The 26,220-nt window shown below is 72.0% G+C and carries 23 protein-coding genes and 1 tRNA gene; 23 read left to right on the forward strand and 1 reads right to left on the reverse strand.

What is annotated here, in order from left to right; translation table 11 throughout:
• Positions 1-133: 133 nt before the first annotated feature.
• The 3 genes from ACWCXH_RS03175 to ACWCXH_RS03185 all read left to right on the forward strand — a co-directional run bounded on the left by ACWCXH_RS03175 (position 134) and on the right by ACWCXH_RS03185 (position 4,032).
• On the forward strand, positions 134-1,840 hold the full coding sequence (locus tag ACWCXH_RS03175) for a DUF885 domain-containing protein (protein ID WP_449799580.1): 1,707 nt from the start codon (positions 134-136) through the stop codon (positions 1,838-1,840).
• Between the two features lie 189 nt (positions 1,841-2,029).
• Positions 2,030-2,929 (forward strand): carbohydrate kinase family protein, encoded by a 900-nt coding sequence (locus ACWCXH_RS03180; protein WP_449799666.1) that lies wholly within the window; start codon positions 2,030-2,032, stop codon positions 2,927-2,929.
• Between the two features lie 104 nt (positions 2,930-3,033).
• Positions 3,034-4,032, forward strand: a complete 999-nt coding sequence (locus tag ACWCXH_RS03185; protein ID WP_449799581.1) for a trypsin-like peptidase domain-containing protein — start codon at positions 3,034-3,036, stop codon at positions 4,030-4,032.
• A 132-nt stretch (positions 4,033-4,164) separates the two neighbouring features.
• Here ACWCXH_RS03185 and ACWCXH_RS03190 read toward each other — a convergent pair.
• Positions 4,165-4,236, reverse strand: a tRNA-Arg gene (locus ACWCXH_RS03190).
• A gap of 158 nt (positions 4,237-4,394) precedes the next feature.
• Between ACWCXH_RS03190 and ACWCXH_RS03195 the strand changes: the two genes are divergently transcribed.
• From ACWCXH_RS03195 to ACWCXH_RS03290, 20 genes are all read left to right on the forward strand, one after another.
• Positions 4,395-4,823 carry a response regulator gene (locus ACWCXH_RS03195; protein ID WP_449799582.1) on the forward strand — a complete coding sequence of 143 codons (429 nt, stop codon included), beginning with the start codon at positions 4,395-4,397 and terminating at the stop codon, positions 4,821-4,823.
• Positions 4,824-4,906: 83 nt separating this feature from the next.
• Positions 4,907-6,568, forward strand: coding sequence for an arginine--tRNA ligase (gene argS, locus ACWCXH_RS03200; RefSeq protein WP_449799583.1), 1,662 nt, complete (start codon positions 4,907-4,909; stop codon positions 6,566-6,568).
• 89 nt (positions 6,569-6,657) lie between these two features.
• On the forward strand, positions 6,658-8,049 hold the full coding sequence (lysA, locus tag ACWCXH_RS03205) for a diaminopimelate decarboxylase (protein ID WP_449799584.1): 1,392 nt from the start codon (positions 6,658-6,660) through the stop codon (positions 8,047-8,049).
• Between the two features lie 137 nt (positions 8,050-8,186).
• Positions 8,187-9,479, forward strand: a complete 1,293-nt coding sequence (locus tag ACWCXH_RS03210; RefSeq protein WP_449799585.1) for a homoserine dehydrogenase — start codon at positions 8,187-8,189, stop codon at positions 9,477-9,479.
• Between the two features lie 10 nt (positions 9,480-9,489).
• Positions 9,490-10,587, forward strand: coding sequence for a threonine synthase (gene thrC, locus ACWCXH_RS03215; RefSeq protein ID WP_449799586.1), 1,098 nt, complete (start codon positions 9,490-9,492; stop codon positions 10,585-10,587).
• 410 nt (positions 10,588-10,997) lie between these two features.
• The gene (thrB, locus tag ACWCXH_RS03220) at positions 10,998-11,936 is read left to right on the forward strand and encodes a homoserine kinase (protein ID WP_449799587.1); all 939 of its coding nucleotides are present in this window, start codon (positions 10,998-11,000) and stop codon (positions 11,934-11,936) included.
• A 600-nt stretch (positions 11,937-12,536) separates the two neighbouring features.
• Entirely contained in the window at positions 12,537-14,615 is a 2,079-nt protein-coding gene (rho, locus tag ACWCXH_RS03225) for a transcription termination factor Rho (RefSeq protein ID WP_449799588.1), read from the forward strand.
• A 128-nt stretch (positions 14,616-14,743) separates the two neighbouring features.
• Complete coding sequence (locus tag ACWCXH_RS03230) at positions 14,744-15,844, forward strand: LCP family protein (RefSeq protein WP_449799589.1); 1,101 nt, start codon at positions 14,744-14,746, stop codon at positions 15,842-15,844.
• A 137-nt stretch (positions 15,845-15,981) separates the two neighbouring features.
• Positions 15,982-16,203, forward strand: a complete 222-nt coding sequence (gene rpmE / locus ACWCXH_RS03235; RefSeq protein WP_153462614.1) for a 50S ribosomal protein L31 — start codon at positions 15,982-15,984, stop codon at positions 16,201-16,203.
• A 110-nt stretch (positions 16,204-16,313) separates the two neighbouring features.
• On the forward strand, positions 16,314-17,390 hold the full coding sequence (prfA, locus tag ACWCXH_RS03240) for a peptide chain release factor 1 (protein WP_449799590.1): 1,077 nt from the start codon (positions 16,314-16,316) through the stop codon (positions 17,388-17,390).
• A gap of 61 nt (positions 17,391-17,451) precedes the next feature.
• Positions 17,452-18,318 (forward strand): peptide chain release factor N(5)-glutamine methyltransferase, encoded by an 867-nt coding sequence (prmC, locus tag ACWCXH_RS03245; RefSeq protein WP_449799591.1) that lies wholly within the window; start codon positions 17,452-17,454, stop codon positions 18,316-18,318.
• Between the two features lie 117 nt (positions 18,319-18,435).
• The gene (locus ACWCXH_RS03250) at positions 18,436-19,083 is read left to right on the forward strand and encodes an L-threonylcarbamoyladenylate synthase (RefSeq protein WP_449799592.1); all 648 of its coding nucleotides are present in this window, start codon (positions 18,436-18,438) and stop codon (positions 19,081-19,083) included.
• Entirely contained in the window at positions 19,080-19,760 is a 681-nt protein-coding gene (locus ACWCXH_RS03255) for an arsenate reductase/protein-tyrosine-phosphatase family protein (RefSeq protein ID WP_449799593.1), read from the forward strand. The genes ACWCXH_RS03250 and ACWCXH_RS03255 overlap by 4 nt, the downstream gene beginning before the upstream one ends.
• 144 nt (positions 19,761-19,904) lie before the next feature.
• A complete protein-coding gene (locus ACWCXH_RS03260; protein WP_449799594.1) occupies positions 19,905-21,185 on the forward strand; it encodes a serine hydroxymethyltransferase in 1,281 nt (426 codons plus the stop codon).
• A 170-nt stretch (positions 21,186-21,355) separates the two neighbouring features.
• Entirely contained in the window at positions 21,356-22,633 is a 1,278-nt protein-coding gene (locus ACWCXH_RS03265; RefSeq protein ID WP_449799595.1) for an MraY family glycosyltransferase, read from the forward strand.
• A gap of 300 nt (positions 22,634-22,933) precedes the next feature.
• Positions 22,934-23,377 carry a hypothetical protein gene (locus ACWCXH_RS03270; protein WP_449799596.1) on the forward strand — a complete coding sequence of 148 codons (444 nt, stop codon included), beginning with the start codon at positions 22,934-22,936 and terminating at the stop codon, positions 23,375-23,377.
• A gap of 285 nt (positions 23,378-23,662) precedes the next feature.
• Positions 23,663-24,469, forward strand: coding sequence for a F0F1 ATP synthase subunit A (gene atpB / locus ACWCXH_RS03275; protein WP_449799597.1), 807 nt, complete (start codon positions 23,663-23,665; stop codon positions 24,467-24,469).
• Positions 24,470-24,562: 93 nt separating this feature from the next.
• On the forward strand, positions 24,563-24,799 hold the full coding sequence (atpE, locus tag ACWCXH_RS03280; protein ID WP_329927975.1) for an ATP synthase F0 subunit C: 237 nt from the start codon (positions 24,563-24,565) through the stop codon (positions 24,797-24,799).
• Positions 24,800-24,833: 34 nt separating this feature from the next.
• A complete protein-coding gene (locus ACWCXH_RS03285) occupies positions 24,834-25,391 on the forward strand; it encodes a F0F1 ATP synthase subunit B (RefSeq protein ID WP_449799598.1) in 558 nt (185 codons plus the stop codon).
• Positions 25,388-26,203 (forward strand): F0F1 ATP synthase subunit delta, encoded by an 816-nt coding sequence (locus tag ACWCXH_RS03290; protein ID WP_449799599.1) that lies wholly within the window; start codon positions 25,388-25,390, stop codon positions 26,201-26,203. Before ACWCXH_RS03285 ends, ACWCXH_RS03290 begins: the two co-directional genes overlap by 4 nt.
• Positions 26,204-26,220: the final 17 nt, after the last annotated feature.

Genomic DNA, 26,220 nt, shown 5'->3' on the forward strand with positions numbered 1-26,220 from the left:
TGTTCTCGAACGGCTGTTTGCTGCCGGCCCCGAACGTTTGTAGGGCGCGCGGCGGATCGGCGCCCACCCACGGCCCACCCGTACTGCGGGGCAAGGGGGTTGCATTCGGCCCGTGCCGCGAAATGATGTCCGAATGGTTGAAGAACTGATCACCTCCGACGGCTCCACCCCGCGCCGCATCGCCGACGACTACGTCCGCGACCTCGCCGAGCTCGACCCGCTGACCGCGGTCTACCTGGGGCTGAACCCCGAGGACGACCGGTTGCCCGACCTGTCGCCGGCCGGCGCGGAGGCGATCGCCGACCTCGCCCGCCGCACCCTGGACCGGCTCGCCGGCGCCGAGCGGGCCGGGGCCGCCGAGGCCGAGGCCGAGCGCCGCTGCGCCCGGCTGCTGCGCGAGCGGCTGACCGCCGAACTCGCCGTCCACGACGCGGGGGAGGGCTACCGTGCGGTCCGCAACCTGGGCTCGCCGGTGCACAACGTGCGTGACGTCTTCACCCTGATGGCCACCGGGACCGAGGAGCAGTGGGCGGTCGTCGGCCGCCGCCTGGCCCGGGTGCCGGCCGCGCTGACGCAGTACCGGTCGACGCTGGCCGGCGGCATCGAGCGGGGTCTGCTCTCCGGCCCCCGTCAGGTCGCCACCGTGGTGGGGCAGTTCGGCGAGTGGCTGGGGGGCGACGTCCCCGGGGGATGGTTCGGCCAGTTCGTCGCGGACGCGCCCGAGCGCCTGCGCGAGGAGCTGTCGGCGCACGCCGTCGCCGCCGCCGGGGCGCTGGCCGACCTGCGCGACTGGCTGCGCGACGTCTACGGCCCGGCGGCCGCCGACGCCCCGGACACCGCCGGCCGTGAGCGCTACGGCCGCTGGGTCCGCTACTGGACCGGCTCCGACCTGGACCTGGACGAGGCCTACGCGTGGGCCTGGGGCGAGTTCCACGACCTGCTGGCCCAGATGGAGGCCGAGGCCGAGAAGGTCCGCCCGGGCGCCGGCCCGATGGAGGCGATGAAGTGGCTGGAGGCGGACGGCCCGGGCATCGAGGGCGCCGAGGCCACCCGTGAGTACCTCCAGGGCCTGATGGACCAGGCGATCCGCGACCTCCAGGGCACCCACTTCGACCTGGCCGAGCCGGTCACCCGGGTCGAGTCGATGATCGCCCCGCCCGGCAGCGCCGCCGCGCCGTACTACACGGCCCCCTCGCTGGACTTCACCCGCCCCGGGCGGACCTGGCTGCCGCTGCTCGGCCGCGAGCGCTTCCCGGTGTGGGACCTGGTCTCGACCTGGTACCACGAGGGCGTCCCGGGCCACCACCTCCAGCTCGCGCAGTGGAACTACGTCGCCGACCGCCTCTCCACCTACCAGGTCAGCCTCGGCGGCGTGAGCGCCAACCTGGAGGGCTGGGCGCTGTACGCCGAGCGCCTGATGGACGAGCTCGGCTACCTCACCGACCCGGGCCACCGCCTGGGCTACCTCAACGCGCAGATGATGCGGGCGCTGCGGGTCATCGTCGACATCGGCATGCACGCCGGCTTCGACTTCCCCGCCGAGTCCCCGTACCGGCCGGGCGAGCCGGTGAGCCCGGAGGCCGCCCGCGAGTTCTTCGGCCGGTACTGCGGCCTGTCCTCCGACTTCCTGGACAGCGAGCTGGTCCGCTACCTGGGCATGCCGGGCCAGGCGATCGGCTACAAGCTGGGTGAGCGCGCCTGGCTGCGCGGCCGGGCGGCGGCGAAGGCGGCGCACGAGGCCCGCGGCGAGGAGTTCGACCTCAAGGCCTGGCACATGGCGGCGCTGTCGCAGGGCTCGCTTGGCCTGGACGACCTGGTCGAGGAGCTGTCGGCGCTGTAGCGGCCGGCTCGGACCAGGGCCCCGGGATCTCGTTCGCGAGTCCCGGGGGCCCTCCTCCTCCGGTCCGGCGAAGGCCGATCCGATGAGCGGCAACGGGCCGCCTGAAGGTTTCCGCAAGGCCTTGCAGTCAACCTCCGGCGCCTGCTTGACTCCTGGTCACCGTCCTGGGACCAAGGAGGCGCCGCCGTGCTGCCCGAGTTCGACCTGCTCGTCGTCGGCGGCGCCGGCGTGGACACCGTCGTCCGCGTCGACCGGCTGGAGATCCCGCCCGGGGACTCGCAGCCGGTCGGGCCGGTGCGCGACCACGCCGGCCACACCGGCACCGGCGTCGCCCTCGGCGCCCACCACCTCGGCCTGCGCACCGCCTTCCTCGACTTCCTCGGCGACGACCCGCAGGGCGAGCTGCTCCGGGCCGCCTTCGCGCGCCACGGCCTGCACTTCGCGCACCTGGTGAGCCCGCACGGCACCCCGCGCGGGGTCAACCTGGTGGACGCGGACGGCCGCCGGTTCTCCTTCTTCGACGCCCGCCACCCCGCCGACCTGCGGCTGCCGCGCGCCTTCTACCTCCCGTACGCCGAGCGCAGCCGGCACGTCCACCTGTCCATCACGGGCGTCAACCGCGACATGTACGGAGACCTGCGCCGGCTCGGCCGCACGACCTCCACCGACCTGCACGACTGGGACGGCCGCAACCCGCACCACCGCGACTACGCGGTCGAGTCCGACCTGGTCTTCCTCTCCGTGGCCGGGTGCCGCGGCCGCCACGAGGAGGTGATGCGCGCGATCCTCACCGAGGGCCGGGCCGCCGTCGTGGTCGCCACCGCCGGTGCGGACGGCTGCTTCCTGCTCACCCGGGACGACCCCGCGCCGCTGCACCTTCCGGCCGTCGACCCGGGCCGTCCGGTGGTCGACACCAACGGCGCGGGGGACGCCTTCGTGTCCGGCTTCCTGTACGCGTGGTTCCGGGGCCGTCCGCCGCTGGACTGCGCCCGGGCGGGCTCCGTGGCCGGTGCGTTCGCGTGCACCGCGGCCGGGACGCACACGGCGTTCATCGGTGCCGAGGAGCTCGCGTCGATCACCGCCGGGTAGCGGCTTTTCTCATGGAGCTCCAAGTCGCGGGTAATAACTTTTCCAGCCGGAGGCGTCATAGTCAGTGACCGGACAACGCCGCCTCCCAGGCAGGAGAGACTCGCATGGGCCAGCATCGCCGCACGACCCCGCGACGCAGGTTCCTGGCTCCGACCCTGTTCACCGCGCTGTCGGCCCTCACGGTGGCCGCCGTGGCGACGGGCATGCACTCGCTGAGCCCGTCCGAGGCGACGGCCGCCAGCAGCCCCGCCCGCACCTCCCGGACGGCGACGGCGTCCGGGCCCGCGTCGCCGTCCGCCGCATCCCCCTCGCCCACGGCCGCGCCCGCATCGACGTCGCCGGTCGCGGAGCCCACGCAGTCGAGCAGCCCGACGCCGTCCGACACCCCGACGCCCGCCGCGACACCCACCCGGAGCGCCTCCGCCACCGCGACCCCGGACACCCGCTCGGTGACCATGGGCACCACCACGGCCGCCCCCGCGACCTCCGAATCGTCCACCGTCGGCGCGCTGTTCAGCGGTTCCGTCGCGGCCGGCAACCACTTCTGCACCGCCAGCGTGGTGCACAGCGCCACCGGCAACCTGCTGCTGACCGCCGCGCACTGCCTCACGAGCACCGACGGCGTCACCTTCGTACCGGGTTACCGCAACGGCACCGCCCCGTTCGGCACGTGGCAGGTGACCGCGATCCACACCACCACCGGCTGGTCCCAGAAGGGCGACGTGGACGAGGACTTCGCGATCCTGGAGACGGCGCCCAGCAACGGCCGCAAGATCGAGGACGTGGTCGGCGCCAACCGCCTCGGCACCGACGAGCCCTTCGGCGCCACCGTCCGCCTCTACGGCTACCCGGCCGACTCCGAGTCCCCGAGCCTGTGCACCAACACCACGGACAAGGAGGGCACGTACGAGCGCGTCATCGACTGCCCGAGCTACCCGACCGGCACCAGCGGCGGCCCGTGGATCAACACCGCGACCGGTGACGTGGTCGGCGCGATCGGCGGCTTCCAGCAGGGCGGCGACACCGACGACGTGTCCTACAGCGCCTACTTCGACCACACGATCGCGACGCTCTACTCCGAGGCCGAGGCGGCCGCCTCCTGAAGGCCCGCCGCCCGGCCGCCCACCCCGCGGCCGGGCGGCGTCTCCCGCGAGCGGTGTCCGGCCGTGACGCCCGGACATGACCGAGGCCCAGATCTGTGGATCAACTCCACTGACCTGGGCCTCGGTTGCAAGTGCCCCCGGTAGGATTCGAACCTACGCACCCGCCTCCGGAGGGCGGTGCTCTATCCCCTGAGCTACGGGGGCCGGCACTTGCTGTCGTCGCTCTCGCTCCGACGTGGAGAACACTACCAGGCTCGGGCCGCGGTCCGTGCACGGGTTTGCGCCGGGCGTCACCGGCGGCCGGCGGGCGGAAGTCGGGAAAGGCCGGACGGGGCGGCGGCCCCGCCGATACCCTCGGTGAGGTGTCGGGAGTGTCCGGGCGGGTCCTCGTGGTGGACGACAGCGAGGCGATCCGCCAGCTGATCAGGGTCAACCTGGAACTCGAGGGCTTCGAGGTGGTGACCGCCGCCGACGGCGCCGAGTGCCTGGAGGTGGTCCGCCGGGTGCGGCCGGACGTGGTGACGCTGGACGTGGTGATGCCGCGCCTGGACGGCCTGCGGACGGCGGCCCGGCTGCGCGCGACGCCCGGCACCAGTCGGCTGCCGATCGCGATCGTGAGCGCCTGCACCCCGGCCGATCTGGATCTGGGGGAGACGGTCGGGGTGGACGGGTACCTCGGCAAACCCTTCGATCCGGCCGACCTGGTGGCGCTGGTCCGTCAGCTGATGGCCCTGGGCGGGCGGCCCGGCGGGTTTCGCCCTGAGCGAACAGACCGGACGGATCGCGGCTGACACCGCCGCCGGGGCCCCGCGGGGCGTCTCAACCGGCAAACCGAGTGGCGGGCGGGCACCCCGTCTCGCCTACGCTTGGCGTCGTGACCCCCGCAGAACTTTCCCAGGCAGTCCAGGCCGCAGTGAGCGCCGCCGTCGAGGCGGGCGAGCTGGCCGTCGCCGTGCCCGAGCACGTGACGGTCGAGCGGCCCAAGAACAGGGACCACGGCGACTACGCGACCAACGTGGCCCTCCAGCTCGCCAAGGCGGCCGGCAAGCCGCCGCGAGCCGTCGCCGAGACGCTGGCCGACCGCCTGCGAGGGATCACCGGCGTCGCCAAGGTCGACATCGCCGGTCCGGGCTTCCTGAACATCACCCTGGACACCGCCACCGCCGGTGCGCTCGCCCGCACCGTCGTCGAGGCCGGCGCGGCCTACGGGCGCAACGAGGCCCTCAAGGGCCTGAAGATCAACCTGGAGTTCGTCTCCGCCAACCCGACCGGCCCGATCCACATCGGCGGCGTCCGCTGGGCCGCCGTCGGCGACTCGCTCGCGCGCGTCCTGCGGGCCTCCGGCGCCGACGTCACCACCGAGTACTACCTCAACGACGCCGGCGTGCAGATCACCAAGTTCGCCGCCTCGCTGCAGGCCGCCGCGAACGGCCACGAGGTGCCCGAGGGCGGGTACGTCGGCGAGTACATCGTCGACATCGCCAAGGCGATCACCGACGCCGCTCCGGGCCTGCTCGACCTTCCCGAGGCCGAGCAGCTGCAGGTCTTCCGCACCGAGGGCCTCAAGCTCATGGTGGCCGAGATCAAGCGCTCGATGGACGAGTTCGGCACCCACTTCGACGTCTGGTTCTCGGAGAAGTCGCTGCACGACTCCGGCGCCGTCGGGAAGGCGATCTCCCGGCTGCGCGAGCAGGGCCACGTCTTCGACCAGGACGGCGCCGTCTTCCTGCGCACCACCGACTTCGGCGACGACAAGGACCGCGTCCTGATCAAGGCCGACGGCGACACCACCTACTTCGCCGCCGACGCCGCCTACTACCTGTCCAAGCGCGACCGCGGCACCGACGTCGCGCTCTACATGCTGGGCGCCGACCACCACGGGTACGTCAACCGCCTCAAGGCCATCGCGGCCTGCGCGGGCGACGACATGAACCACAACATCGAGGTGAAGATCGGCCAGTTCGTGAAGATGCTTCGCGACGGCGAAGAGGTCCGCATGTCCAAGCGGGCCGGCAACATCATCACGATCGACGACGTCGTCGAGTGGATCGGCGTGGACGCCGCCCGCTACACCCTGGCGCGCTCCTCCACGGACTCGACGATCACGCTCGACATCAACATCCTGACGAGCCAGACCAACGAGAACCCGGTCTTCTACGTCCAGTACGCGCACACCCGGATGTGCGGCGTGGCGCGCAAGGCCGCCGAGCTGGGCGTGGACAAGGGCACGGCCGAGCAGTTCAAACCCGAACTGCTCGCCACCGAGTGGGAGTCCGACGTGCTCGGCCACCTCGCCGACTTCCCGCGCGTGCTGGCCACGGCCGGCGAGCTGCGCGAGCCGCACCGGGTCGCCGTGTACCTGGAGAAGCTCGCCGGCAAGTACCACCGCCTGTACGAGAACTGCATGTTCCTGCCCAAGGGCGACGAGGAGCTCAACGACACGCACCGGGCCCGCCTCTGGCTGGTCGAGGCGACGCGCACGGTGCTCGCCAACGGCCTCACGCTCCTGGGCGTCACGGCGCCCGAGCGGATGTAGACACCACCCCCAAGCGCGCAGCGGGGGCGGCGGACGGTCAACGGGGACCGTCGCCGCCCCTCGCCATAGGCCTCGAAGGACTTTCCACCATGAGTCGTTCCGCACACCCCGCAGGCCCCCGGCACGGGGACGTGCTGCCCGAGGGCCACTACCAGGCCCCGCCGGCCGACCTGAACGCGCTCGACCCCAAGGTCTGGTCACGCACCGTCGCCCGCGACGCCGAGGGTGTGGCCACCGTCGGCGGGATCGACGTCAAGGCGCTGGCGGCCGAGTTCGGCACGCCGGCCTACGTGCTCGACGAGGAGGACTTCCGGACCCGGGCGCGCGCCTGGCGGGAGGCCTTCGGCGCCGACGCGGACGTCTACTACGCCGGCAAGGCGTTCCTCTCCAAGGCGGTCGTGCGCTGGCTGCACGAGGAGGGCCTGAACCTCGACGTGTGCAGCGCCGGCGAGCTGGTGGTGGCGCTGGCCGCCGGGATGCCGCCGGAGAAGATCGCGCTGCACGGCAACAACAAGTCGGTGGACGAGCTGGAGCAGGCCGTGAAGGCCGGCGTCGGCCACGTCGTCGTCGACTCCTACGAGGAGATCGAGCGGCTGGCCGCGATCGCCGCCCGCCACGGCGTGCGCCAGCCGGTGCTGATCCGGGTCACCGTCGGCGTCGAGGCGCACACCCACGAGTTCATCGCGACGGCGCACGAGGACCAGAAGTTCGGCCTGTCGCTGACCGGGGGAGCGGCCGCCGAGGCGGTGCGCCGGGTGCTCGGCCAGGGGAGCCTGGAGCTGCGCGGCATCCACTCGCACATCGGCTCGCAGATCTTCGACATGGCCGGTTTCGAGGTGGCCGCCCGCCGGGTGGTCGGCCTGCTCGCGCAGATCCGCGACGAGCACGGCGTCGAGCTGCCCGAGATCGACCTGGGCGGCGGCCTCGGCATCGCCTACACCAGCGAGGACGACCCGCGTGAGCCGGCCGAGATCGCGGTCGCGCTGGCCGACATCGTGCGCCGCGAGTGCCGGGCCGCCGACCTGGACGTCCCCCGGCTGAGCGTGGAGCCGGGCCGGGCGATCGTCGGCCCGACGGCGTTCACACTGTACGAGGTGGGCACCGTCAAGCCGTTGGAGGGCCTGCGCACCTACGTCAGCGTGGACGGCGGAATGTCCGACAACATCCGCACCGCGCTGTACGACGCCGACTACTCGGTGGCGCTGGTGTCGCGCACCAGTGACGCCGAGCCGATGCTGGCCCGGGTGGTCGGCAAGCACTGCGAGTCCGGCGACATCGTCGTCCGGGACGCCTTCCTGCCGGCCGACCTCGTCCCGGGCGACCTGCTCGCGGTGCCCGCCACCGGCGCGTACTGCCGCTCGATGGCGAGCAACTACAACCACGCCCTGAAGCCCCCCGTGGTGGCCGTCAGGGACGGTGCGGCACGGGTGATCGTCCGGCGCGAGACGGAGGAGGATCTCCTGCGCCTGGATATCGGATGACGAAATTCTTGTCTCAGATCATGGAACGACCGTAGATCCGTGTGGAAAGTCCCCGAGACTGGTACGGACCGAAGTTCCCGGCGGGCCGAGAAAACCGCCGGAATTACCGAAGCACGATGAATGCAGAGCGGAGTCGGATGATGCGTACGCGCCCGCTGAAGGTGGCGTTGCTGGGTTGTGGTGTGGTGGGCTCCGAGGTGGCGCGCATCATGACGACGACGGCCGACGACCTCGCCGCGCGCATCGGTGCCCCGGTCGAGCTCGTCGGCATCGCGGTCCGCCGGGCGGGCAGGGCCCGCCCCGGCGTGCCCGAGCACCTGATCACCACCGATGCCGAGGCCCTGGTCAACCGCGGCGACATCGACGTGGTGATCGAGGTCGTGGGCGGCATCGAGCCGTCCAAACACCACATCCTGTCGGCGTTCGAGCAGGGTGCCTCGGTGGTCAGCGCCAACAAGGCGCTGCTCGCCCAGGACGGTACCGAGCTGCACGCCGCCGCCGCGGCGGCCGGGGTGGACCTGTACTACGAGGCCGCGGTGGCGGGCGCGATCCCGCTGCTGCGCCCGCTGCGCGAGTCCCTCGCCGGCGACAAGGTGAACCGGGTGCTCGGCATCGTCAACGGCACCACCAACTTCATCCTCGACAAGATGGACACCACCGGCGCCGGCTACTCGGAGGCGCTGGAGGAGGCCACCGCGCTCGGCTACGCCGAGGCGGACCCGACGGCCGACGTCGAGGGCTTCGACGCCGCCGCGAAGGCCGCGATCCTGGCCGGGATCGCCTTCCACACCAAGGTGACCGCGGCGGACGTCTACCGCGAGGGCATCACCGAGGTGACCGCGGCCGACATCGCCTCGGCCAAGGCGATGGGCTGCGTCGTCAAGCTGCTCGCCATCTGCGAGCGGGCGGCGGACGGCGAGTCCGTCACCGCGCGCGTGCACCCGGCGATGATCCCGCTGTCGCACCCGCTGGCCTCCGTCCGCGAGGCGTACAACGCGGTGTTCGTCGAGGCCGAGGCGGCCGGGCGGCTGATGTTCTACGGTCCGGGCGCCGGCGGCTCGCCGACCGCCTCGGCGGTGCTCGGCGACCTGGTCGCGGTGTGCCGCAACAAGCTCAACGAGGCCACCGGCCCCGGTGACTCGGTGTACACCCGACTGCCGGCCAAGCCGATGGACGAGGTGGTCACCCGCTACCACGTCAGCCTGGACGTGGACGACCGCGCCGGTGTGCTCGCCCAGGTGGCCTCCGTGTTCGCCGAGCACGGCGTCTCCATCGACACCGTGCGCCAGCAGGGCCGCGACGGCGACGCCTCGCTCGTCGTGGTCACCCACCGTGCCACCGACGCCGCCCTGTCGGCGACGGTAGACAAGCTCCGCGCGCTGGACAGCGTGCGGGACGTGGCCAGCATCATGCGGGTCGAAGGGGAGTAAGGAACCAGCCATGAACGCCGTTGCCGAGAACGTCGTCCGAGGCGCGCACACCCACCAGTGGCGCGGCCTGATCGAGGAGTACCGCGACCGCCTGCCGGTCACCTCGGCCACCCCGGTGGTCACCCTGCTCGAAGGCGGCACCCCGCTGGTCCCCGCCCAGGTGCTGTCCGAGCGCACGGGCTGCGAGGTCTACCTGAAGGTCGAGGGCGCCAACCCGACCGGGTCCTTCAAGGACCGCGGGATGACGATGGCCATCTCCAAGGCCAAGGAGGAGGGCGCGCAGGCCGTCATCTGCGCCTCCACCGGCAACACTTCGGCCTCCGCCGCCGCGTACGCGGTGCGGGCCAGGATGGTGTCGGCGGTGCTGGTCCCGCAGGGCAAGATCGCCCTGGGCAAGATGGGCCAGGCGCTGGTGCACGGCGCCAGGATCCTGCAGGTGGACGGGAACTTCGACGACTGCCTGACGCTCGCGCGTGAACTGTCCGAGAAGTACCCGGTCGCGCTGGTGAACTCGGTGAACCCGGTGCGCATCGAGGGCCAGAAGACCGCCGCGTTCGAGATCGTCGACATGCTCGGCGACGCCCCGGACATCCACGTCCTCCCGGTCGGCAACGCGGGCAACATCACCGCGTACTGGAAGGGTTACCGCGAATACGCCACCGACGGCCTGGCCTCCCGCACCCCGCGGATGTGGGGCTTCCAGGCCGCCGGCTCGGCCCCGATCGTGGACGGTGCGCCGGTGCTCAAGCCGCAGACCATCGCCACCGCGATCCGGATCGGCAACCCGGCCTCGTGGGACTTCGCGCTCGCCGCGCGGGACGAGTCGGGCGGCCTCATCGACAAGGTGACCGACCGTCAGATCCTGTCCGCCTACCGGCTGTTGGCCGCACAGGAGGGCGTCTTCGTGGAGCCCGCCTCGGCCGCCTCGGTGGCCGGTCTGCTGGCCAAGGCGGAGGCCGGCCTGGTCGACCCGGGCCAGCGGATCGTCTGCACCGTGACCGGCAACGGTCTCAAGGACCCGGACTGGGCGGTGGCCGGCGCGCCGCAGCCGCAGATCGTCCCGGTCGACCCGCAGGCGGCGGCCCGGCACCTCGGCCTGCTCGACTGAGCCACCCGGTTCGACGCCGCCCGCTCGACCGGGCAAAAGGCCTGACGCCCCAACGGGCCGAGACGGGCCGACCCTTTCGGGGGTCGGCCCGTCAAGTTCTCCACTGACACTTTTGTGTCAATTCGACTTCGCATTCCGATCCGATTCCACCCCACTCTTTGACAGAGAGGGGTGTGCATTCCGGCCAGAAGCGGCAACACACCAGATCGAAGGCCCACGGGGTGTACCACTGGGGAACCTCTCTTCGATACTCTGGGTCCGGCCGTGTGGCACATGCCCCGGGTCCGGCCCCCTCGCGGGCCGCACCAACGACCGTGACCGCCCGCCCCGGTACGGGGCCCGCGGCCCGCCTCCCCACCCTCGCACCGACGCGCTTCGCGCCGCCCGATTTCCCCAGGAGAGTCCACCGCATGGCCGGTCCCGCGTTCCGTGCCGCCGCCGTCCGGGTCCGGGTTCCCGCGACCAGCGCCAACCTCGGCCCAGGCTTCGACGCCTTCGGACTCGCGCTGGGCCTGTACGACGACGTGGTCGTCCGGGTCTGCGACTCCGGGCTCTCCGTCGACATCGCCGGGGAGGGCGCCGACTCGCTGGCCCGCGACGAGCGCCACCTCGTGGTCCGCTCGATGCGCGCCGCCTTCGACCGGCTCGGCGGCCAGCCGCGCGGCCTCGAAGTCGTCTGCGCCAACCGGATACCGCACGGCCGGGGCCTCGGCTCCTCGTCGGCGGCCATCTGCGCGGGCCTGGTGGCCGCCCGCGCCGTCACCATCGGCGGTCCGTCCGCGCTGGACGACGACGCGCTGCTGGACCTCGCCTCCGAGCTGGAGGGCCACCCCGACAACGTCGCGGCCTGCCTGCGCGGCAACTTCACCGTCGCCTGGACCGAGGAGGAGTCGGCCAAGGCGGTCGTCCTGGAGCCGTCCGCGCAGGTCGTCCCGGTCGTCTTCGTGCCCGCCACGGAGGTGCTCACCAAGACCGCCCGCGGCCTGCTGCCGAAGACCGTCCCGCTCGGCGACGCCGCGGTGAACGCGGGCCGCGCCGCACTGATGGTCGAGGCGCTGACCCGGCGGCCCGAGCTGCTGCTCGCCGCCACCGAGGACCGGCTGCACCAGGACTACCGCGCCTCCGCGATGCCCGACAGCGCCGCCCTGGTGGGCGTCCTGCGGGCGGAGGGCATCCCCGCGGTGATCTCCGGGGCCGGCCCGACCGTCCTCGCGCTCACCGACGAGGCGGGCGCCGACAAGGTGCTCTCCTTCGCCGGGCACCACGGCCACGGCGGCGACCCGGCGTTCGCCGCACACCGGCTGGAGCTCGACCGCACCGGCGCCACGGTGCTCCCGCTGGACGTCTGAGCAGCACGTTCGGGCGGTCCGCCCGGGCCCGGTCGCGGCACGGCCGCAGCCGGGCCGTCCGGACACGATTGGCAAGCGCAAGGCTGGGGAATGTCTGAGGGGGTCGGTAGTGTTAACCTCATTGCTGCACCAGGTGCCCTCCGGGGCTCGGTGCGCCGCGTCCCGATCCCAGCACTCCGCTTCCGCGGGGTCCCGGCGATATCCGGGGCGACGATTCTCCGGGAGCCCACCGCAGCGCGTACGCAGCCTGCCTGCGCGACTTGCGGCCGCATCCCGAAGCCGTGACGGCACCTGACTCCCACCCGCGGCCTCCCACCTCGAGGCCAGGACGGGCGGAGCGCGGGCCACCGTCACGCGACGGGGGCCCGGGATTCGCAGGCAGCGTGGGGGTACGCCCTTCGGGGAGGTCGGCACACGGCCCGCCTACCGCGCCACTCGCACCACCGTGCTTCATGCACCGCACCTCGCAGCTCTCCCTCGACGGGCTTCCGCCATTCGAGGGATCCCCGCCTCGGACCGACGCAGTCGAGCGTTGGTCAGGACAGCACAACCGGTCGCCGAGCCAGACAGGCCGACGTCCGCTCCAGGGAAGGACCCTTAGTGAGCGACACCACCGATCTGATGGGCGCGCGCCCGGACGCCGACGCGTCGGGCGCAGCCGCCGCCCCCGCTGCCCCGGCCCGGCGCCGCCGTTCGGCCGCTGCGGGCCTGGACGGCATGGTCCTGGCCGAGCTGCAGAAGCTCGCCGCGGACCTTGGCATCACCGGTACCGGACGCATGCGCAAGAGCCAGCTGATCGAGACCATCAAGGAGAAGAGCGGCGGCGACCCGCTGCTCGCCGCCGGTGGCGCCCCGGCCGCCAAGCGCACCGCCGCCAAGGCGGAGGCCGAGGCCCCGGCCGAGAAGCCGGCCCGCCGCACCAAGGCCGCCGCGGCCGCCGCCGCCCCGGCCGCCGAGCCGCAGGCCCAGATCGAGATCCCGGTCCAGGCCGCCGCCGAGACCGCCGCGCCCGTCCGGGCCGAGCGCACCCGCCGCCGCGCGACCTCGGCCGCCGGCGCCCCGGTCGCCGAGGCCGCCGCCGAGCCGAGCGCCGTCGTCGTGGCCGAGCCCAAGCAGGCCGAGGCCCGCCCGGCCGAGACCCGCGCCTTCGAGGGCCGCGAGGAGGGCCGCACCGAGTCCCGCCGCGACCGTCGCGAGCGCCGCGACCGCCGCGACGTGGGCGAGCGCACCGAGCGTCAGGAAGGTGGCGAGGCCCAGGACGGCGAGGGCCGCGAGTCGCGTCGCGACCGCCGCAACCGCCGTGAGCGCACCGAGCGCACCGAGCGCCAGGGCCAGCAGGGTCAGCAGCAGGGCGCCCAGGGCGACGGCCAGGCCCGCCAGGGCGGCCAGCAGCAGGCGCAGCCGCAGGTCCAGCAGGGCGGCTACGAGGACGACGAGTTCGGCGACGGCCGCCGCGGCCGCCGCGGGCGCTACCGCGACCGCCGTGGCCGCGGCCGCCGCGAGGGCTTCGAGACCGGCGCCGTCGAGCCGCAGATCGGCGAGGACGACGTCCTGATCCCGGTCGCGGGCATCCTCGACATCCTCGACAACTACGCGTTCGTGCGCACCTCCGGCTACCTGCCGGGCCAGAACGACGTCTACGTCTCGCTCGCCCAGGTCCGCAAGAACGGCCTGCGCAAGGGCGACGCCATCACCGGCGCCGTGCGCCAGCCGCGCGAGGGCGAGCGCCGCGAGAAGTTCAACGCCATGGTGCGCCTGGACTCCGTCAACGGCATGGACCCGGACAGCGGCCGCGGCCGCCCCGAGTTCAACAAGCTGACCCCGCTGTACCCGCAGGAGCGGCTGCGCCTGGAGAGCGACCCGGGCGTGCTGACCACCCGGATCATCGACCTCGTGTCGCCGATCGGCAAGGGCCAGCGCGGTCTGATCGTCGCGCCGCCGAAGACCGGCAAGACGATGGTGCTGCAGGCGGTCGCCAACGCGATCACCCACAACAACCCCGAGTGCCACCTGATGGTCGTCCTGGTCGACGAGCGTCCCGAGGAGGTCACCGACATGCAGCGGTCGGTGAAGGGCGAGGTCATCTCCTCGACCTTCGACCGCCCGGCGGAGGACCACACCACCGTCGCCGAGCTCGCGATCGAGCGCGCCAAGCGCCTGGTGGAGCTCGGCCACGACGTCGTGATCCTGCTGGACTCGATCACCCGCCTCGGCCGCGCCTACAACCTGGCGGCTCCGGCCTCCGGCCGCATCCTGTCCGGCGGTGTCGACTCGACCGCGCTGTACCCGCCGAAGAAGTTCTTCGGTGCCGCGCGCAACATCGAGAACGGCGGCTCGCTGACCATCCTGGCCACCGCGCTGGTCGAGACCGGCTCGCGCATGGACGAGGTGATCTTCGAGGAGTTCAAGGGCACCGGCAACATGGAGCTCAAGCTCGACCGGAAGCTCTCGGACAAGCGCATCTTCCCGGCCGTCGACGTGGACGCCTCCAGCACCCGCAAGGAGGAGATCCTGCTCGGCAACGAGGAGTTGGCCATCGTCTGGAAGCTGCGCCGGGTGCTGCACGCGCTCGACTCGCAGCAGGCGATCGAGCTCCTGCTGGACAAGATGAAGCAGACCAAGAGCAACGCCGAGTTCCTGATGCAGATCGCCAAGACGACCCCCGGGTCCGGCGACTGACCGTAACCGGTCGGCCTGACCGGCACGGAACCCCGGATCGCGCGAGCGGTCCGGGGTTCCGTCGTTCGTTCCGGAGTTGGGACAGCTCGACCACATTGGTGCGTCTTGTCCGATTTACTCTGGTGCATATGGTCGAGCACAAGAGGACCCCGAACAGCCGCCGCAGAGTCCTGCGGGCGGTCGCCTGCGCGTTCGCCGCGATCGCCGTCCTCGGGGCCGGGGCGGCCGCGTGGGCGTACTTCACGCTCGACGGCAACATCAAGAGCGTCGACATCGACGCCCGCCTGGGCGACGCCCGGCCGCCGGCCGCCGCCGACGGCTCGTTCGACATCCTGGTGCTGGGCTCCGATTCTCGGTCCGGCGCGAACGGCGACCTGGCCGGCGGCGACACCGGCGACAGCGCGCGCTCCGACACCGCGATGGTCGTCCACGTCAACCAGGACCACTCGCGCGCCGAGATCGTCTCGATCCCGCGCGACACCCTCGTCGACCGCCCCGCGTGCACCGACCCGGGCGGCACGCCCGCGCCGGCCGCCAGGCGGGCGATGTACAACAGCGCCTTCGAGGTCGGCGGCGCGGCCTGCGCGGTCAGGACCACCGAGCAGCTGACCGGGCTGCGGATGGACCACTACGTCCAGGTCGACTTCGCCGGTTTCGCCCGGGTCGTGGACGCGATAGGCGGGGCCACCGTGACCACCACGGTGGCCATCCACGACAAGGACAGCGGGCTCGACCTCCCGGCCGGCCGGCACCACCTCGACGGCCGGCAGGCGCTCGCCTTCGTCCGCACCCGGCACGGCGTCGGCGACGGCAGCGACCTCGGCCGGATCGAGCTGCAGAAGCAGATGGTGAAGTCGCTGCTCCAGCAGGCCGGCGGGACGGGCCTGCTCGCCGACCCGGTCAAGCTGTGGTCGATCGGCGACACCGTCACGAAGAGCATCACCACCGACTCGGCGCTCGGCTCGGTGAACGCGCTGGTGGGCCTCGCGCAGGAGCTCAAGGGGATCGGGCCGGAGCAGCTGAGCATGGTGACCCTGCCCGTGGTCGCCGCCCCCGGCGACCCCAACCGCCTGGTCGAGCAGCAGCCCCGGGCGGACCAGGTCTGGGCGGCCCTCAAGGCCGACCGGCCGATTCCGCAGGCGGTCGTCGAGGCCCAGCCCCAGGACCCCGCCCAGGCAGCCCCGACGGCCTCGTCGACGGCCTCCTCGACGGCCGCGGCCGAGCGCTGAGACCGCGCGGAATATCCGGGAACACGACCCGGTTTGGGAAGATGCGGCCGGTCCTGGCAGACTGGACCGTCGGTCCCGGTTCACGAGCGGCACTCCAGCCGCCGACCCGGTGCCCTCCCGATACCTAGGAGAACCCCTTGAAGCCCAACGTTCACCCCGAGTACGTGGTCACCCGTGTGACCTGCACCTGCGGCGCCGAGTTCGTGACCCGCTCGACCGAGACCAGCGGCGAGATCCGCGCCGAGGTCTGCTCGCAGTGCCACCCGTTCTACACCGGCAAGCAGAAGATCCTCGACACCGGTGGCCGAGTGGCCCGCTTCGAGGCCCGCTTCGGCAAGCAGCACAGCGCGAAGGCCTAGCGCTCCCTCGGCGCCGGTTCCCGGTGCCCCCGTACTCGTTCCGGGGGCACGTGGGGGCCGGCGCCGTTCGCGTCCCCCCACACGATCCGATCTCCGGAAGAAGGCCACCCATGTTCGAGGCAGTCGAAGAGCTCCTCGTCGAGCACGCCGACCTCGAAAAGAGGCTGGCCGACCCGTCCGTCCACGCCGACCAGGCCAACGCCCGCAAGCTGGCCAAGCGGTACGCCGAGCTGACCCCGATCACCCGGGTCTACCGGGAGTGGCGGCAGGCCGGCGAGGACATCGACGCGGCGCGCGAACTCGCCGCCGAGGAACCGGAGTTCCTCGCCGAGGTGAAGGACTCCGAGGCGCGCCGCGAGGAGCTCACGGAGGAGCTGCGGCTGCTGCTCGTCCCGCGCGACCCGAGCGACGACAAGGACGTCATCCTGGAGATCAAGGCCGGCGAGGGCGGCGAGGAGTCCGCGCTGTTCGCCGGCGACCTGCTCCGGATGTACCTGCGCTTCGCTGAGCGGATCGGGTGGAAGACCGAGATCATCGACTTCAACGAGTCGGACCTCGGCGGCTACAAGGACGTCTCGGTCGCGGTCAAGACCAAGGGCAACGCCGAGCCCGGCCAGGGCGTCTGGGCCCGGCTGAAGTACGAGGGCGGCGTGCACCGCGTGCAGCGCGTCCCCGCCACCGAGTCCCAGGGCCGCATCCACACCTCCGCGGCGGGCGTGCTGGTCACCCCCGAGGCGGAGGAGGTCGAGGTCGAGATCCACACCAACGACCTGCGGATCGACGTCTACCGCTCCTCCGGCCCCGGCGGCCAGTCGGTCAACACCACCGACTCCGCGGTCCGGATCACCCACCTGCCGACCGGTATCGTGGCGTCCTGCCAGAACGAGAAGAGCCAGCTGCAGAACAAGGAGCAGGCGATGCGCATCCTGCGTTCGCGCCTGCTCGCCGCCGCGCAGGAGGAGGCCGAGCGGGAGGCCTCGGACGCGCGCCGCAGCCAGGTCCGCACGGTGGACCGCTCCGAGCGGATCCGCACGTACAACTACCCCGAGAACCGCATCTCGGACCACCGCACGGGCTTCAAGTCGTACAACCTGGACCAGGTCCTGGACGGCGACCTGAACGCGGTGATCCAGTCCTGCGTCGACGCGGACGCGGCGGCCAAGCTCGCCGCGGCCCAACAGAACTGAGACGGGCGCCCCAGCCCCGGACAACCCCGCAGCCGGAGCGCAGAAACAAGAGGTCGTACGGATGAACCTGCTGCTCGCCGAGGTGGCCCAGGCCACCCAGCGGTTGGCCGCGGCCGGCGTGCCGTCGCCGCGTTTCGACGCGGAGGAACTCGCCGCCTACGTCCACAACGTCAAGCGCAGCCAGCTCCACACGGTGAAGGACGCCGACTTCGACGCCCGCTACTGGGAGGCCGTCTCCCGCCGCGAGGCGCGCGAGCCGCTCCAGCACATCACCGGGCGGGCGTTCTTCCGCTACCTGGAACTGGAGGTCGGCCCCGGGGTGTTCGTGCCCCGGCCGGAGACCGAGACGGTCGTCGAGTGGGCCATAGACGCCGTCCGCGACATGGACGTCGCCGAGCCGCTGGTGGTCGACCTCTGCTCCGGCTCGGGCGCCATCGCGCTCGCGCTCGCCCAGGAGCTGCCGCGCTCGATCGTGCACGCCTTCGAACTCGACGAGGGCGCGCTGGAGTACACCCGGCGCAACATCGAGGCCAGCCCGGACCGGGCCCGCATCACCCTGCACGCCGGCGACGCCACCAAGGCCTTCGCCGACGACCGCTCCTGGGACGGCCGCTTCGACCTGGTCATCTCCAACCCGCCGTACATCCCGCTCACCGAGTGGGAGTACGTCGCCCCCGAGGCCCGCGACCACGACCCGCAGATGTCGCTGTTCTCGGGCGAGGACGGCCTGGACACCATCCGCGGCATCGAGCGGGTGGCCGCGCGGCTGCTGCGCCCGGGCGGCGCGGTGGTGATCGAGCACGCCGACCAGCAGGGCGGCCAGGTGCCGTGGATCTTCAACGAGGAACACGGCTGGACGGACACCGCCGACCACCGCGACCTGAACAACCGGCCGCGCTTCACGACAGCCCGAAGGGCGTCGTTGTGAACGGTCGTGCGCAGTACGACGGCCCGAAGGGCGTCGTCGTGAGCACCAAGCGCAGCACGACCGCCCGTAGGGCCGCGCTGTGAACGTCATGAGCCACTCCGGAAGGGGACCGCACCGATGAGCCGCCGCTACGACTGTGCCGACGCCGGGGACCGCGCCACCGGTCTGCGGGAGGCCGCCTCGGCGATCCGCCGCGGCGAACTCGTCGTGCTGCCCACCGACACCCTGTACGGCGTCGGCGCGGACGCGTTCTCGCCGGAGGCCGTGGCCGCCCTGCTGGCCGCCAAGGGCCGGGGCCGCAACATGCCCTCGCCCGTCCTGGTCGGCTCGCCGACCACCCTGCACGGGCTGGTCACCGACTTCTCCGAGCAGGCCTGGGAACTCGTCGACGCCTTCTGGCCCGGCGGCCTCACCCTGGTCGCCCGGCACCAGCCCTCGCTGCGCTGGGACCTCGGGGAGACCCGCGGCACCGTCGCCGTCCGGATGCCGCTGCACCCGGTCGCCATCGAGCTGCTGAACACCACCGGCCCGCTCGCCGTCTCCAGCGCCAACAAGACCGGCGGCCCGTCCCCGGCCACCTGCGACGAGGCGCAGGCGCAGCTCGGCGACGCCGTCTCGGTCTACCTGGACGGCGGGCAGGCCGACCACGCGACCGCCTCGTCCATCGTCGATGTCACGGGCAAGGTCCCGGTCCTGCTGCGGGCCGGCGCGATCAGCGTCGAGCAGCTGAGGGAGGTCGTCCCCGACCTGGAGGCCGGAAGTTGACACCCACCGCCTCGCTCCACGCCGGGCCGGGCATAGCGCCGTACCTGAGCGTGGGTCCCAGGCCGCTGGACCACTTCCGGATCCTGTACGTCTGCACCGGCAACATCTGCCGCTCGCCGATCGCCGAGCGGCTGACCCGGCGTGAGCTGGACACCCGGCTCAGCCCCCGGGTGGCCGGGCGGATCCTGGTGGAGAGCGCCGGCACCTGGGGCCACGAGGGCGCGCCGATGGAGGACCACGCCGCGACCGTGCTCAACGAGTACGGCGCCGACAGCGGCGGCTTCACCGGCCGGGAGCTGCTGGACGAGCACGTGGTCGAGGCCGACCTGGTGCTCACGGCGACCCTGGACCACCGCGCCCAGGTCATCTCGATGGGCCACGAGGCGGGGCTGCGCACCTTCACCCTGAAGGAGTTCACCCGTCTGGTGCGGACGATAGACCCGGGCACCCTGCCCGACCCGCGCCGCGGCGCGGACGTCACCGAGCGCGCCCGCGCGCTGGTCCGGGCGGCCGCCGCGCTGCGCGGCTGGCTGCTGGCCGCCACTCCGGAGTCCGACGAGGTGGACGACCCGTACGGGGCGCCGATCGGCATGTTCCGCAACTGCGGCGAGGAGATATTCCACGCGGTCGACCCGGTCGTCACCGCGCTCACCGGGGTGTCCGCGCACCCTGCTTGATGCCCCCGCGGGGCTCTGGGCCCGGCGGGTGACAGCGCCGCCCCGAGCGCCCGCCCGGGTGCACCGGCCCCGCGTCGGCGAGCCGCTCGCGGGGCCCGGTCCTACGCTGGAGGGACCGACCCCGTAGCGCCCGGGAGTACCGCCATGACCGTCACCGATGCCGCGACCGGCCCGACCGCGACGAGGGGGCGCCCGTGGGCGTCCGAGGCGCTGCTCCGGGCGGATCCCCAGCTGGCCGACCTGCTGGCCGCGGAGGCCGAGCGGCGGGCCGAGACGATCCAGCTGCTGGCGGGGGAGAACCTGACCTCACCGGCCGTCCTGGCGGCCCTGGGCGGCCCGTTGATCGACAAGTACGCCGAGGGGTACCCCGGACGCCGGCACCACACCGGTTGCGCCCTCGCGGACGCCGCGGAGCTCCTCGCGGTCGACCGGGCGCGCGAGCTGTTCGCCGCGTCCCACGCCAACGTCCAGCCGCGGTCGGCGACTTCGGCGATGCTGGCGGCGTACGCGGCGCTGCTGCAGCCCGGTGACGGCGTTCTGGCGATGTCGCTGGAGCACGGGGGCCACCTGAGCTGCGGCTCGCGGGCGAACTTCTCCGGCCGCTGGTTCGCCTTCACCGGCTACGGCGTGCGCGAGGACGACGGGCTGATCGACCTCGACCAGGTGCGCGAACTCGCCCGCAGCGTGCGCCCGAAGGCCATCGTGGCGGGTTCGATCTCCTACCCCCGGCACCCGGACTGGGCCGCCTTCCGGGAGATCGCCGACGAGGTGGACGCGTACCTCATCGCCTCCGCCGCGCAGATCACGGGCCTGATCGCGGGCGGTGCGGCGCCCTCCCCGGTGCCGTTCGCGGACGTCACCGTGGCGGCCACCCACAAGCTGCTGCGCGGCCCGCGCGGGGGCCTGCTGCTGTCCACCGCGGAGCTGGCGGAGCGGATCGACCGGGCGGTGTTCCCGTTCAGCCAGGGCGGTGCGGCGATGAACGAGGTGGCCGGCAAGGCCGTCGCGCTCGCGGAGGCGGCGACGCCCGCCTACCGGGCGTACGCGCGCCGGACGGTGGCCGGGGCGCGCGTGCTCGCGCAGGGGCTCGCGCAGGCCGGTATGCGGCCGTTGACCGGCGGGACCGACACCCACCTCGTGACGGCCGACGTGCGCCCGCTGGGCGTCAGCGGAGCCGAGGCGGAGCGGCGCTGCGCGGCGGCCGGACTGCTGCTCGGCAAGAGCGCGCTGCCGTACGACCCCGCGCCGCCGTCCGAGGCCTCCGGGATCCGGCTGGGCACCGGCACGGTGATCACGCAGGGGATGGGGGAGCGGGAGCTCACGGAGATCGCCGGGCTGATCGGGCGGTCGCTCGCGGGGGGCGAGGCCGTCCGGGTGGGCGAACGGGTGCGGGAGCTGGCCCTGGCGTTCGCGGACCGGGCGTGATCGACGGCGCCGACGTATCCGGTCCTCCTACCCGGCAGGGCGAACCGCGATGCGCGTCCTCGGCGTCCGACTCAATAAGGTGTGTGCCGTGGCGACGCACCTCGAACCCCGGACAGGCGCGGGAGTACCTTCGGTACCTTCCCGTAGGACAGTGACGCAGGAGGCCAGTGGTGCGTGAGTATCTGCTGGTGCTGTTCTGCACTGCGGCCGTCACCTATCTGCTGACCGGCCCGGTCCGGAAGTTCGCGATCGCGGCCGGCGCCATGCCGCCGGTCCGGGCCCGGGACGTGCACCGCGAGCCCACCCCGCGGCTCGGCGGCATCGCGATGTTCGGCGGGCTGTGCGCGGGCATCCTGGTCGCCTCCCAACTCGACAACCTGAGCAAGGTGTTCACCCAGGGCACCGACATCCGCGCGCTGCTGTCCGGCGCCGGGATCATGTGGCTGCTCGGCGTGCTCGACGACAAGTGGGGCGTGGACGCGCTGGTGAAGCTCGGCGGCCAGATGATCGCCGCCGGTGTGATGGTCTGGCAGGGCGTCACGGTGATCACCCTCCCGGTGCCCGGCGTCGGCGCGGTCGCGGTCAGCCCCACCCAGGGCATGGTCATCTCGGTGACGCTGGTCGTCGTCATGGTCAACGCGGTGAACTTCATCGACGGGCTGGACGGCCTGGCCGGCGGCATGGTGTGCATCGCCGCGATGGCGTTCTTCCTGTACTCCTACCGGCTCTGGTACGGCTACACGATCACCGACGCGGCGCCCGCCGTGCTGTTCAGCGTGCTGCTGATCGGCATGTGCCTGGGCTTCCTGGCACACAACATGCACCCCGCGCGGATCTTCATGGGCGACTCCGGCTCGATGATGCTGGGCCTCATGCTGGCCGTCGCCGCGATCTCGATCACCGGGCGCGTCGACCCCGACCTGATCACCAGCGAGACCGGTTCGCAGACCGCCACCGTGCACGCCTTGGTGCCGATCTACATCCCGCTGCTGCTGCCGCTGACGGTCATCGCGCTGCCGCTGGCGGACCTGCTGCTCGCCGTCGTCCGCCGCACCTGGGCCGGCCAGTCGCCGTTCGCCGCGGACAAGCGGCACCTGCACCACCGGCTGCTCCAGGTCGGGCACTCGCACAGCCGGGCCGTGCTGATCATGTACTTCTGGGCGGCGCTGATCGCCTTCGGCACGGTGGCGTTCTCGGTCACCAACACCGGCCGCACGGTGGTGCTGACGCTCGCCGGGCTCTGCCTGGTCGGCCTGGTGGTGCTGCTGACGCCGCGGTTCCGGCCGCGCGCCCCCCGCGCGGTGCAGGCCTTCGTCCCGCCGCGGTACCGCCGCCAGCCCTCGGGCCCGATGGCTGAACTGTCGGCAAAGGACAAGCAACTTCTTGGTGAAGCCGGCCAGGGCTCCTCGGCGCTCGACGACCACGGTCGCGCCACCGGTCGCCGCTAGCAAGGGAGTTGACGTGCCGCCAGAAAGGTTCACCCGTTCGGCGGCACTCCTGCTCCGTCAGTGTGACAGGAGCCACATATTCATGGTAAAGCTCTCATCAAATAGTTTGTGATACCGTTCACGAGTACCGAGAACACGCCGAAAGACCTGACAGGTGGAGGACTTCCGTCCCCGGTCGGTCTCCCTCGACGGGCCCGTCGCTCCAGCGGGCGGCCCGGCGGCGGCCACTCGGTCCGGTGTCACCCCACCAAGTGCTGTGCCCCGTCCCCGTTTCACCGACATGCCGCCGGAGCTGCCGACATGCCGTCCACCGACGCCCGGATCCTCCGAGGCGCCGCGATTCCCACTGCGGTCGCCGGGATCATCGCCATGGCGATCTCGTTCCCCGTCGCCGGTGGGAAGGCTCTGCTCGGCGCCCTGTTCGGCGCGTTGCTCGTGATGGCCTTCTTCACCTTCGGTCAGATCGCGCTCGACCGGCTGACCAGGTCGAACCCGCAGATCATGATGGCCGCCGCGCTGCTCGTGTACACCACGCAGATCCTGCTGGTCGGCATCGTCCTCGCGGTCTTCAAGAACACCGAACTCTTCAACCGGCAGGCGTTCGCGTTCACCCTGCTCGGCTGCGCCCTGGTCTGGACGGGCTTCCAGGTGCGCGGCGCGCTCAAGGCCAAGACCTTCTACGTCGTCCCCGACGCCTCCGAAAAGAAGGACGACAAGTCCTCCGGCTCGGGACGTCAACAGTGACGAGGTCCGACTGTCCCCCCAACGAGGGGGGCGGTGTTTATGCGCCACTGACGGGCTGCTATCGTCCGTCGCAACAACGGAGTACGGGAAGAGGCCAGGTCTGTCCGGACAGTGGACGGATCGCCCCCCGGATCCGCGCAGTCTTCGATGATCCCGCGGCGGTGCAGCGCACCGCCGCGCCGGATCCGCGAGAAACCCATCAAGTTCCAGTGCCGCTCCGTGGCCGCAGGCCGCGCCGACACACCGAGGTTGCCGTAACCATGCGTCACGACGAAGGAGTCCGTGGTGAGTGCTGAACTCCCCCTCGCCAGCAGTTGCCACTTCGGGGACGCTGGCTGCGGCTTCCCGGCGCCGGGTCTGAACGAGTTCTCGTTCAAGCCGATCTTCACGATCGGTGGCGTCGACTTCAACAAGCCGATGCTGCTGTCGATGATCGTCGCCGTGCTGGTGGTCGTCTTCTTCTGGGCCGCCTTCGCCAAGCCCCGCCTGGTTCCCGGCAAGCTGCAGCTGGTCGGTGAGATCGGCTACGACTTCGTCAAGCGCTCCATCGTGCTGGAGACGATCGGCAAGAAGGGCGAGAAGTACGTCCCGATGCTCGTCTCGATGTTCTTCTTCATCTGGTTGATGAACATCATGTCGATCATCCCCTTCGCGCAGTTCCCCGTGTCGGCGGCGATCGCGTTCCCGGCCGGCCTCGCGGCGGTCGTGTGGATCACCTACATGACGCTGACCTTCAAGAAGCACGGCTTCGTCGGCGGTCTGAAGAACCTCTGCTGGCCCTCGGGCATCCCCGGCTGGGTCATGTTCATCCTGGTGCCGATCGAGTTCTTCTCGAACATCTTCGTGCGCCCCTTCACGCTCGCGGTCCGAGCCTTCGCGAACATGTTCGCCGGCCACCTGCTGATCGTGATGTTCTCCATCGCCTCCTGGTACCTGCTCAGCCCGACCCTGGGCGCGCTGTACGGCTCGGCCTCCTTCATCGTGGCCGTCGCGCTGACCGCCTTCGAGCTGCTGGTCCAGTTCCTGCAGGCCTACATCTTCGTGATGCTGGCCAGCAGCTACATCGCCGGTGCCCTCGAAGAGTCGCACTGAGCCAGGGGGCCCCGGCCCCGCCCCGAACCACCTCCCGGATCGCCCGGTGGCCAATCACCACCGGTTCACCACCCCTGCAAAGGACACACGTCAATGAGCTTCATCGCTGAGGGCACTGTCTACGGTTCCGTCGCCTCCATCGGCTACGGCCTCGCCGCCATCGGCCCCGGCATCGGCGTCGGTCTCATCTTCGGTAACGGTGTCCAGGCCATGGCCCGCCAGCCCGAGGCCGCTGGTCTCATCCGCTCCAACATGTTCATCGGCTTCGCGCTGACCGAGGCGCTCGCCCTCATCGGCATCGTCATGCCGTTCGTCTTCGGCAACAAGTAATCCGCCGTAGACCCTTTCTGAGGAAGGTCCAGATATGAGCCCCGTGCTTTCGCTCGCGGCCGAGGAGAAGATGAACCCTCTCCTCCCCGCGTGGCCCGAGGTGATCATCGGCCTGCTCTGCTTCTTCATCGTCTTCGGTCTGCTCGGCAAGAAGCTCCTCCCCAGCATCGAGAAGGTGCTGTCGGAGCGCCGGGACGCCATCGAGGGCGGCATGGAGCGCGCCGAGGCCGCCCAGGCCGAGGCCCAGGCCCTGCTTGAGCAGTACCGCGCCGATCTCGCCGAGGCGCGTCACGAGGCTGCCCGCATCGTCGAGCAGGCTCGCGAGCAGGGCGCTGCCCAGCTCGCCGAGATGCGCGAGGAGGGCCAGCGTCAGCGCGAGGCCATCGTCGCTGCCGGCCACGCGCAGATCGAGGCCGACAAGAAGCAGGCGACTGCCGCCCTGCGCCAGGACGTGGGTTCGCTGGCCTCCCAGCTGGCCTCCCGCATCGTGGGTGAGTCCCTCGAGGACCACGCCCGGCAGAGCGGCGTGATCGACCGCTTCCTGGACGAGCTGGAGGCCAAGGCCGCCGTTGCTCAGGGTGCGGCCAAGTGATCGGCGCAAGCCGCGAGGCCCTCGCCGCCGGGCGGCAGAACCTGGAGAGCCTGACCGACTCCACCTCGGTGGACGCGGTCAAGCTCGCCGAGGAGCTCACCGCCGTCACGGCCCTGCTGGACCGTGAGGTGTCGCTGCGCCGCGTCCTGACCGACCCGTCCCGGTCGGGCCAGGACAAGGCCCAGCTGGTCTCCTCGCTGCTGACCGGTCAGGTCTCCGGCGAGACCGTCGACCTGGTCTCCGGCCTGGTCCGTTCGCGCTGGTCCGGCTCGCGTGACCTGGTCGACGCGACCGAGGAGCTCGCCGCGTACGCCGAGGTCATCGCCGCCGACAAGGCCGGCGTCCTGGACGACGTCGAGGACGAGCTGTTCCGCTTCGGCCGGGTGGTGAGCGGCTCGCACGAGCTGCGCGCCGCGCTGACCGAGCCGAAGGCCGGCGCCGTCGCCAAGGCGGAGCTGATCAAGAAGCTGCTCGGCGGCCGCGCCAACGCGGGCACCGTCCGGCTGGTCACCGCCCTCGTGAACGCGCCGCGTGGCCGTAGCCTGGAGCAGGGCCTGGAGTCCTACTCGAAGCTCGCCTCCGCGCGTCGTGGCCGCGTGGTGGCCCTCGTCACCACCGCGGTGCTGATGTCGGACGCCCAGAAGGAGCGCCTCGCCGGTGCTCTGGGCCGGATGTACGGCCGTCAGGTCCACCTGAACATCGACGTCGACCCCGAGGTCATCGGCGGTGTCCGGGTCCAGATCGGCGACGAGATCATCGAGGGCACCGTGTCGAGCCGCCTCGAGGGCGCTCGCCAGTCGCTCGAAGGCTGAGCACCGAAGCAGCACAT

It is taken from the genome of Kitasatospora sp. NPDC001660 (genome assembly GCF_053596725.1).

Bases quoted from the DNA above. Each gene is read 5' to 3' on its own strand.
- ACWCXH_RS03260 (WP_449799594.1), top strand. From the start codon at position 19,905: ATGACCGTCACCGATGCCGCGACCGGCCCGACCGCGACGAGGGGGCGC.
- thrB (WP_449799587.1), top strand. From the start codon at position 10,998: ATGGCCGGTCCCGCGTTCCGTGCCGCCGCCGTCCGGGTCCGGGTTCCC.
- lysA (WP_449799584.1), top strand. From the start codon at position 6,658: ATGAGTCGTTCCGCACACCCCGCAGGCCCCCGGCACGGGGACGTGCTG.
- ACWCXH_RS03250 (WP_449799592.1), top strand. From the start codon at position 18,436: ATGAGCCGCCGCTACGACTGTGCCGACGCCGGGGACCGCGCCACCGGT.
- ACWCXH_RS03210 (WP_449799585.1), top strand. From the start codon at position 8,187: ATGATGCGTACGCGCCCGCTGAAGGTGGCGTTGCTGGGTTGTGGTGTG.
- ACWCXH_RS03285 (WP_449799598.1), top strand. From the start codon at position 24,834: ATGAGCCCCGTGCTTTCGCTCGCGGCCGAGGAGAAGATGAACCCTCTC.
- atpE (WP_329927975.1), top strand. From the start codon at position 24,563: ATGAGCTTCATCGCTGAGGGCACTGTCTACGGTTCCGTCGCCTCCATC.
- thrC (WP_449799586.1), top strand. From the start codon at position 9,490: ATGAACGCCGTTGCCGAGAACGTCGTCCGAGGCGCGCACACCCACCAG.
- ACWCXH_RS03185 (WP_449799581.1), top strand. From the start codon at position 3,034: ATGGGCCAGCATCGCCGCACGACCCCGCGACGCAGGTTCCTGGCTCCG.
- ACWCXH_RS03230 (WP_449799589.1), top strand. From the start codon at position 14,744: ATGGTCGAGCACAAGAGGACCCCGAACAGCCGCCGCAGAGTCCTGCGG.
- prmC (WP_449799591.1), top strand. From the start codon at position 17,452: ATGAACCTGCTGCTCGCCGAGGTGGCCCAGGCCACCCAGCGGTTGGCC.
- ACWCXH_RS03175 (WP_449799580.1), top strand. From the start codon at position 134: ATGGTTGAAGAACTGATCACCTCCGACGGCTCCACCCCGCGCCGCATC.
- prfA (WP_449799590.1), top strand. From the start codon at position 16,314: ATGTTCGAGGCAGTCGAAGAGCTCCTCGTCGAGCACGCCGACCTCGAA.
- ACWCXH_RS03270 (WP_449799596.1), top strand. From the start codon at position 22,934: ATGCCGTCCACCGACGCCCGGATCCTCCGAGGCGCCGCGATTCCCACT.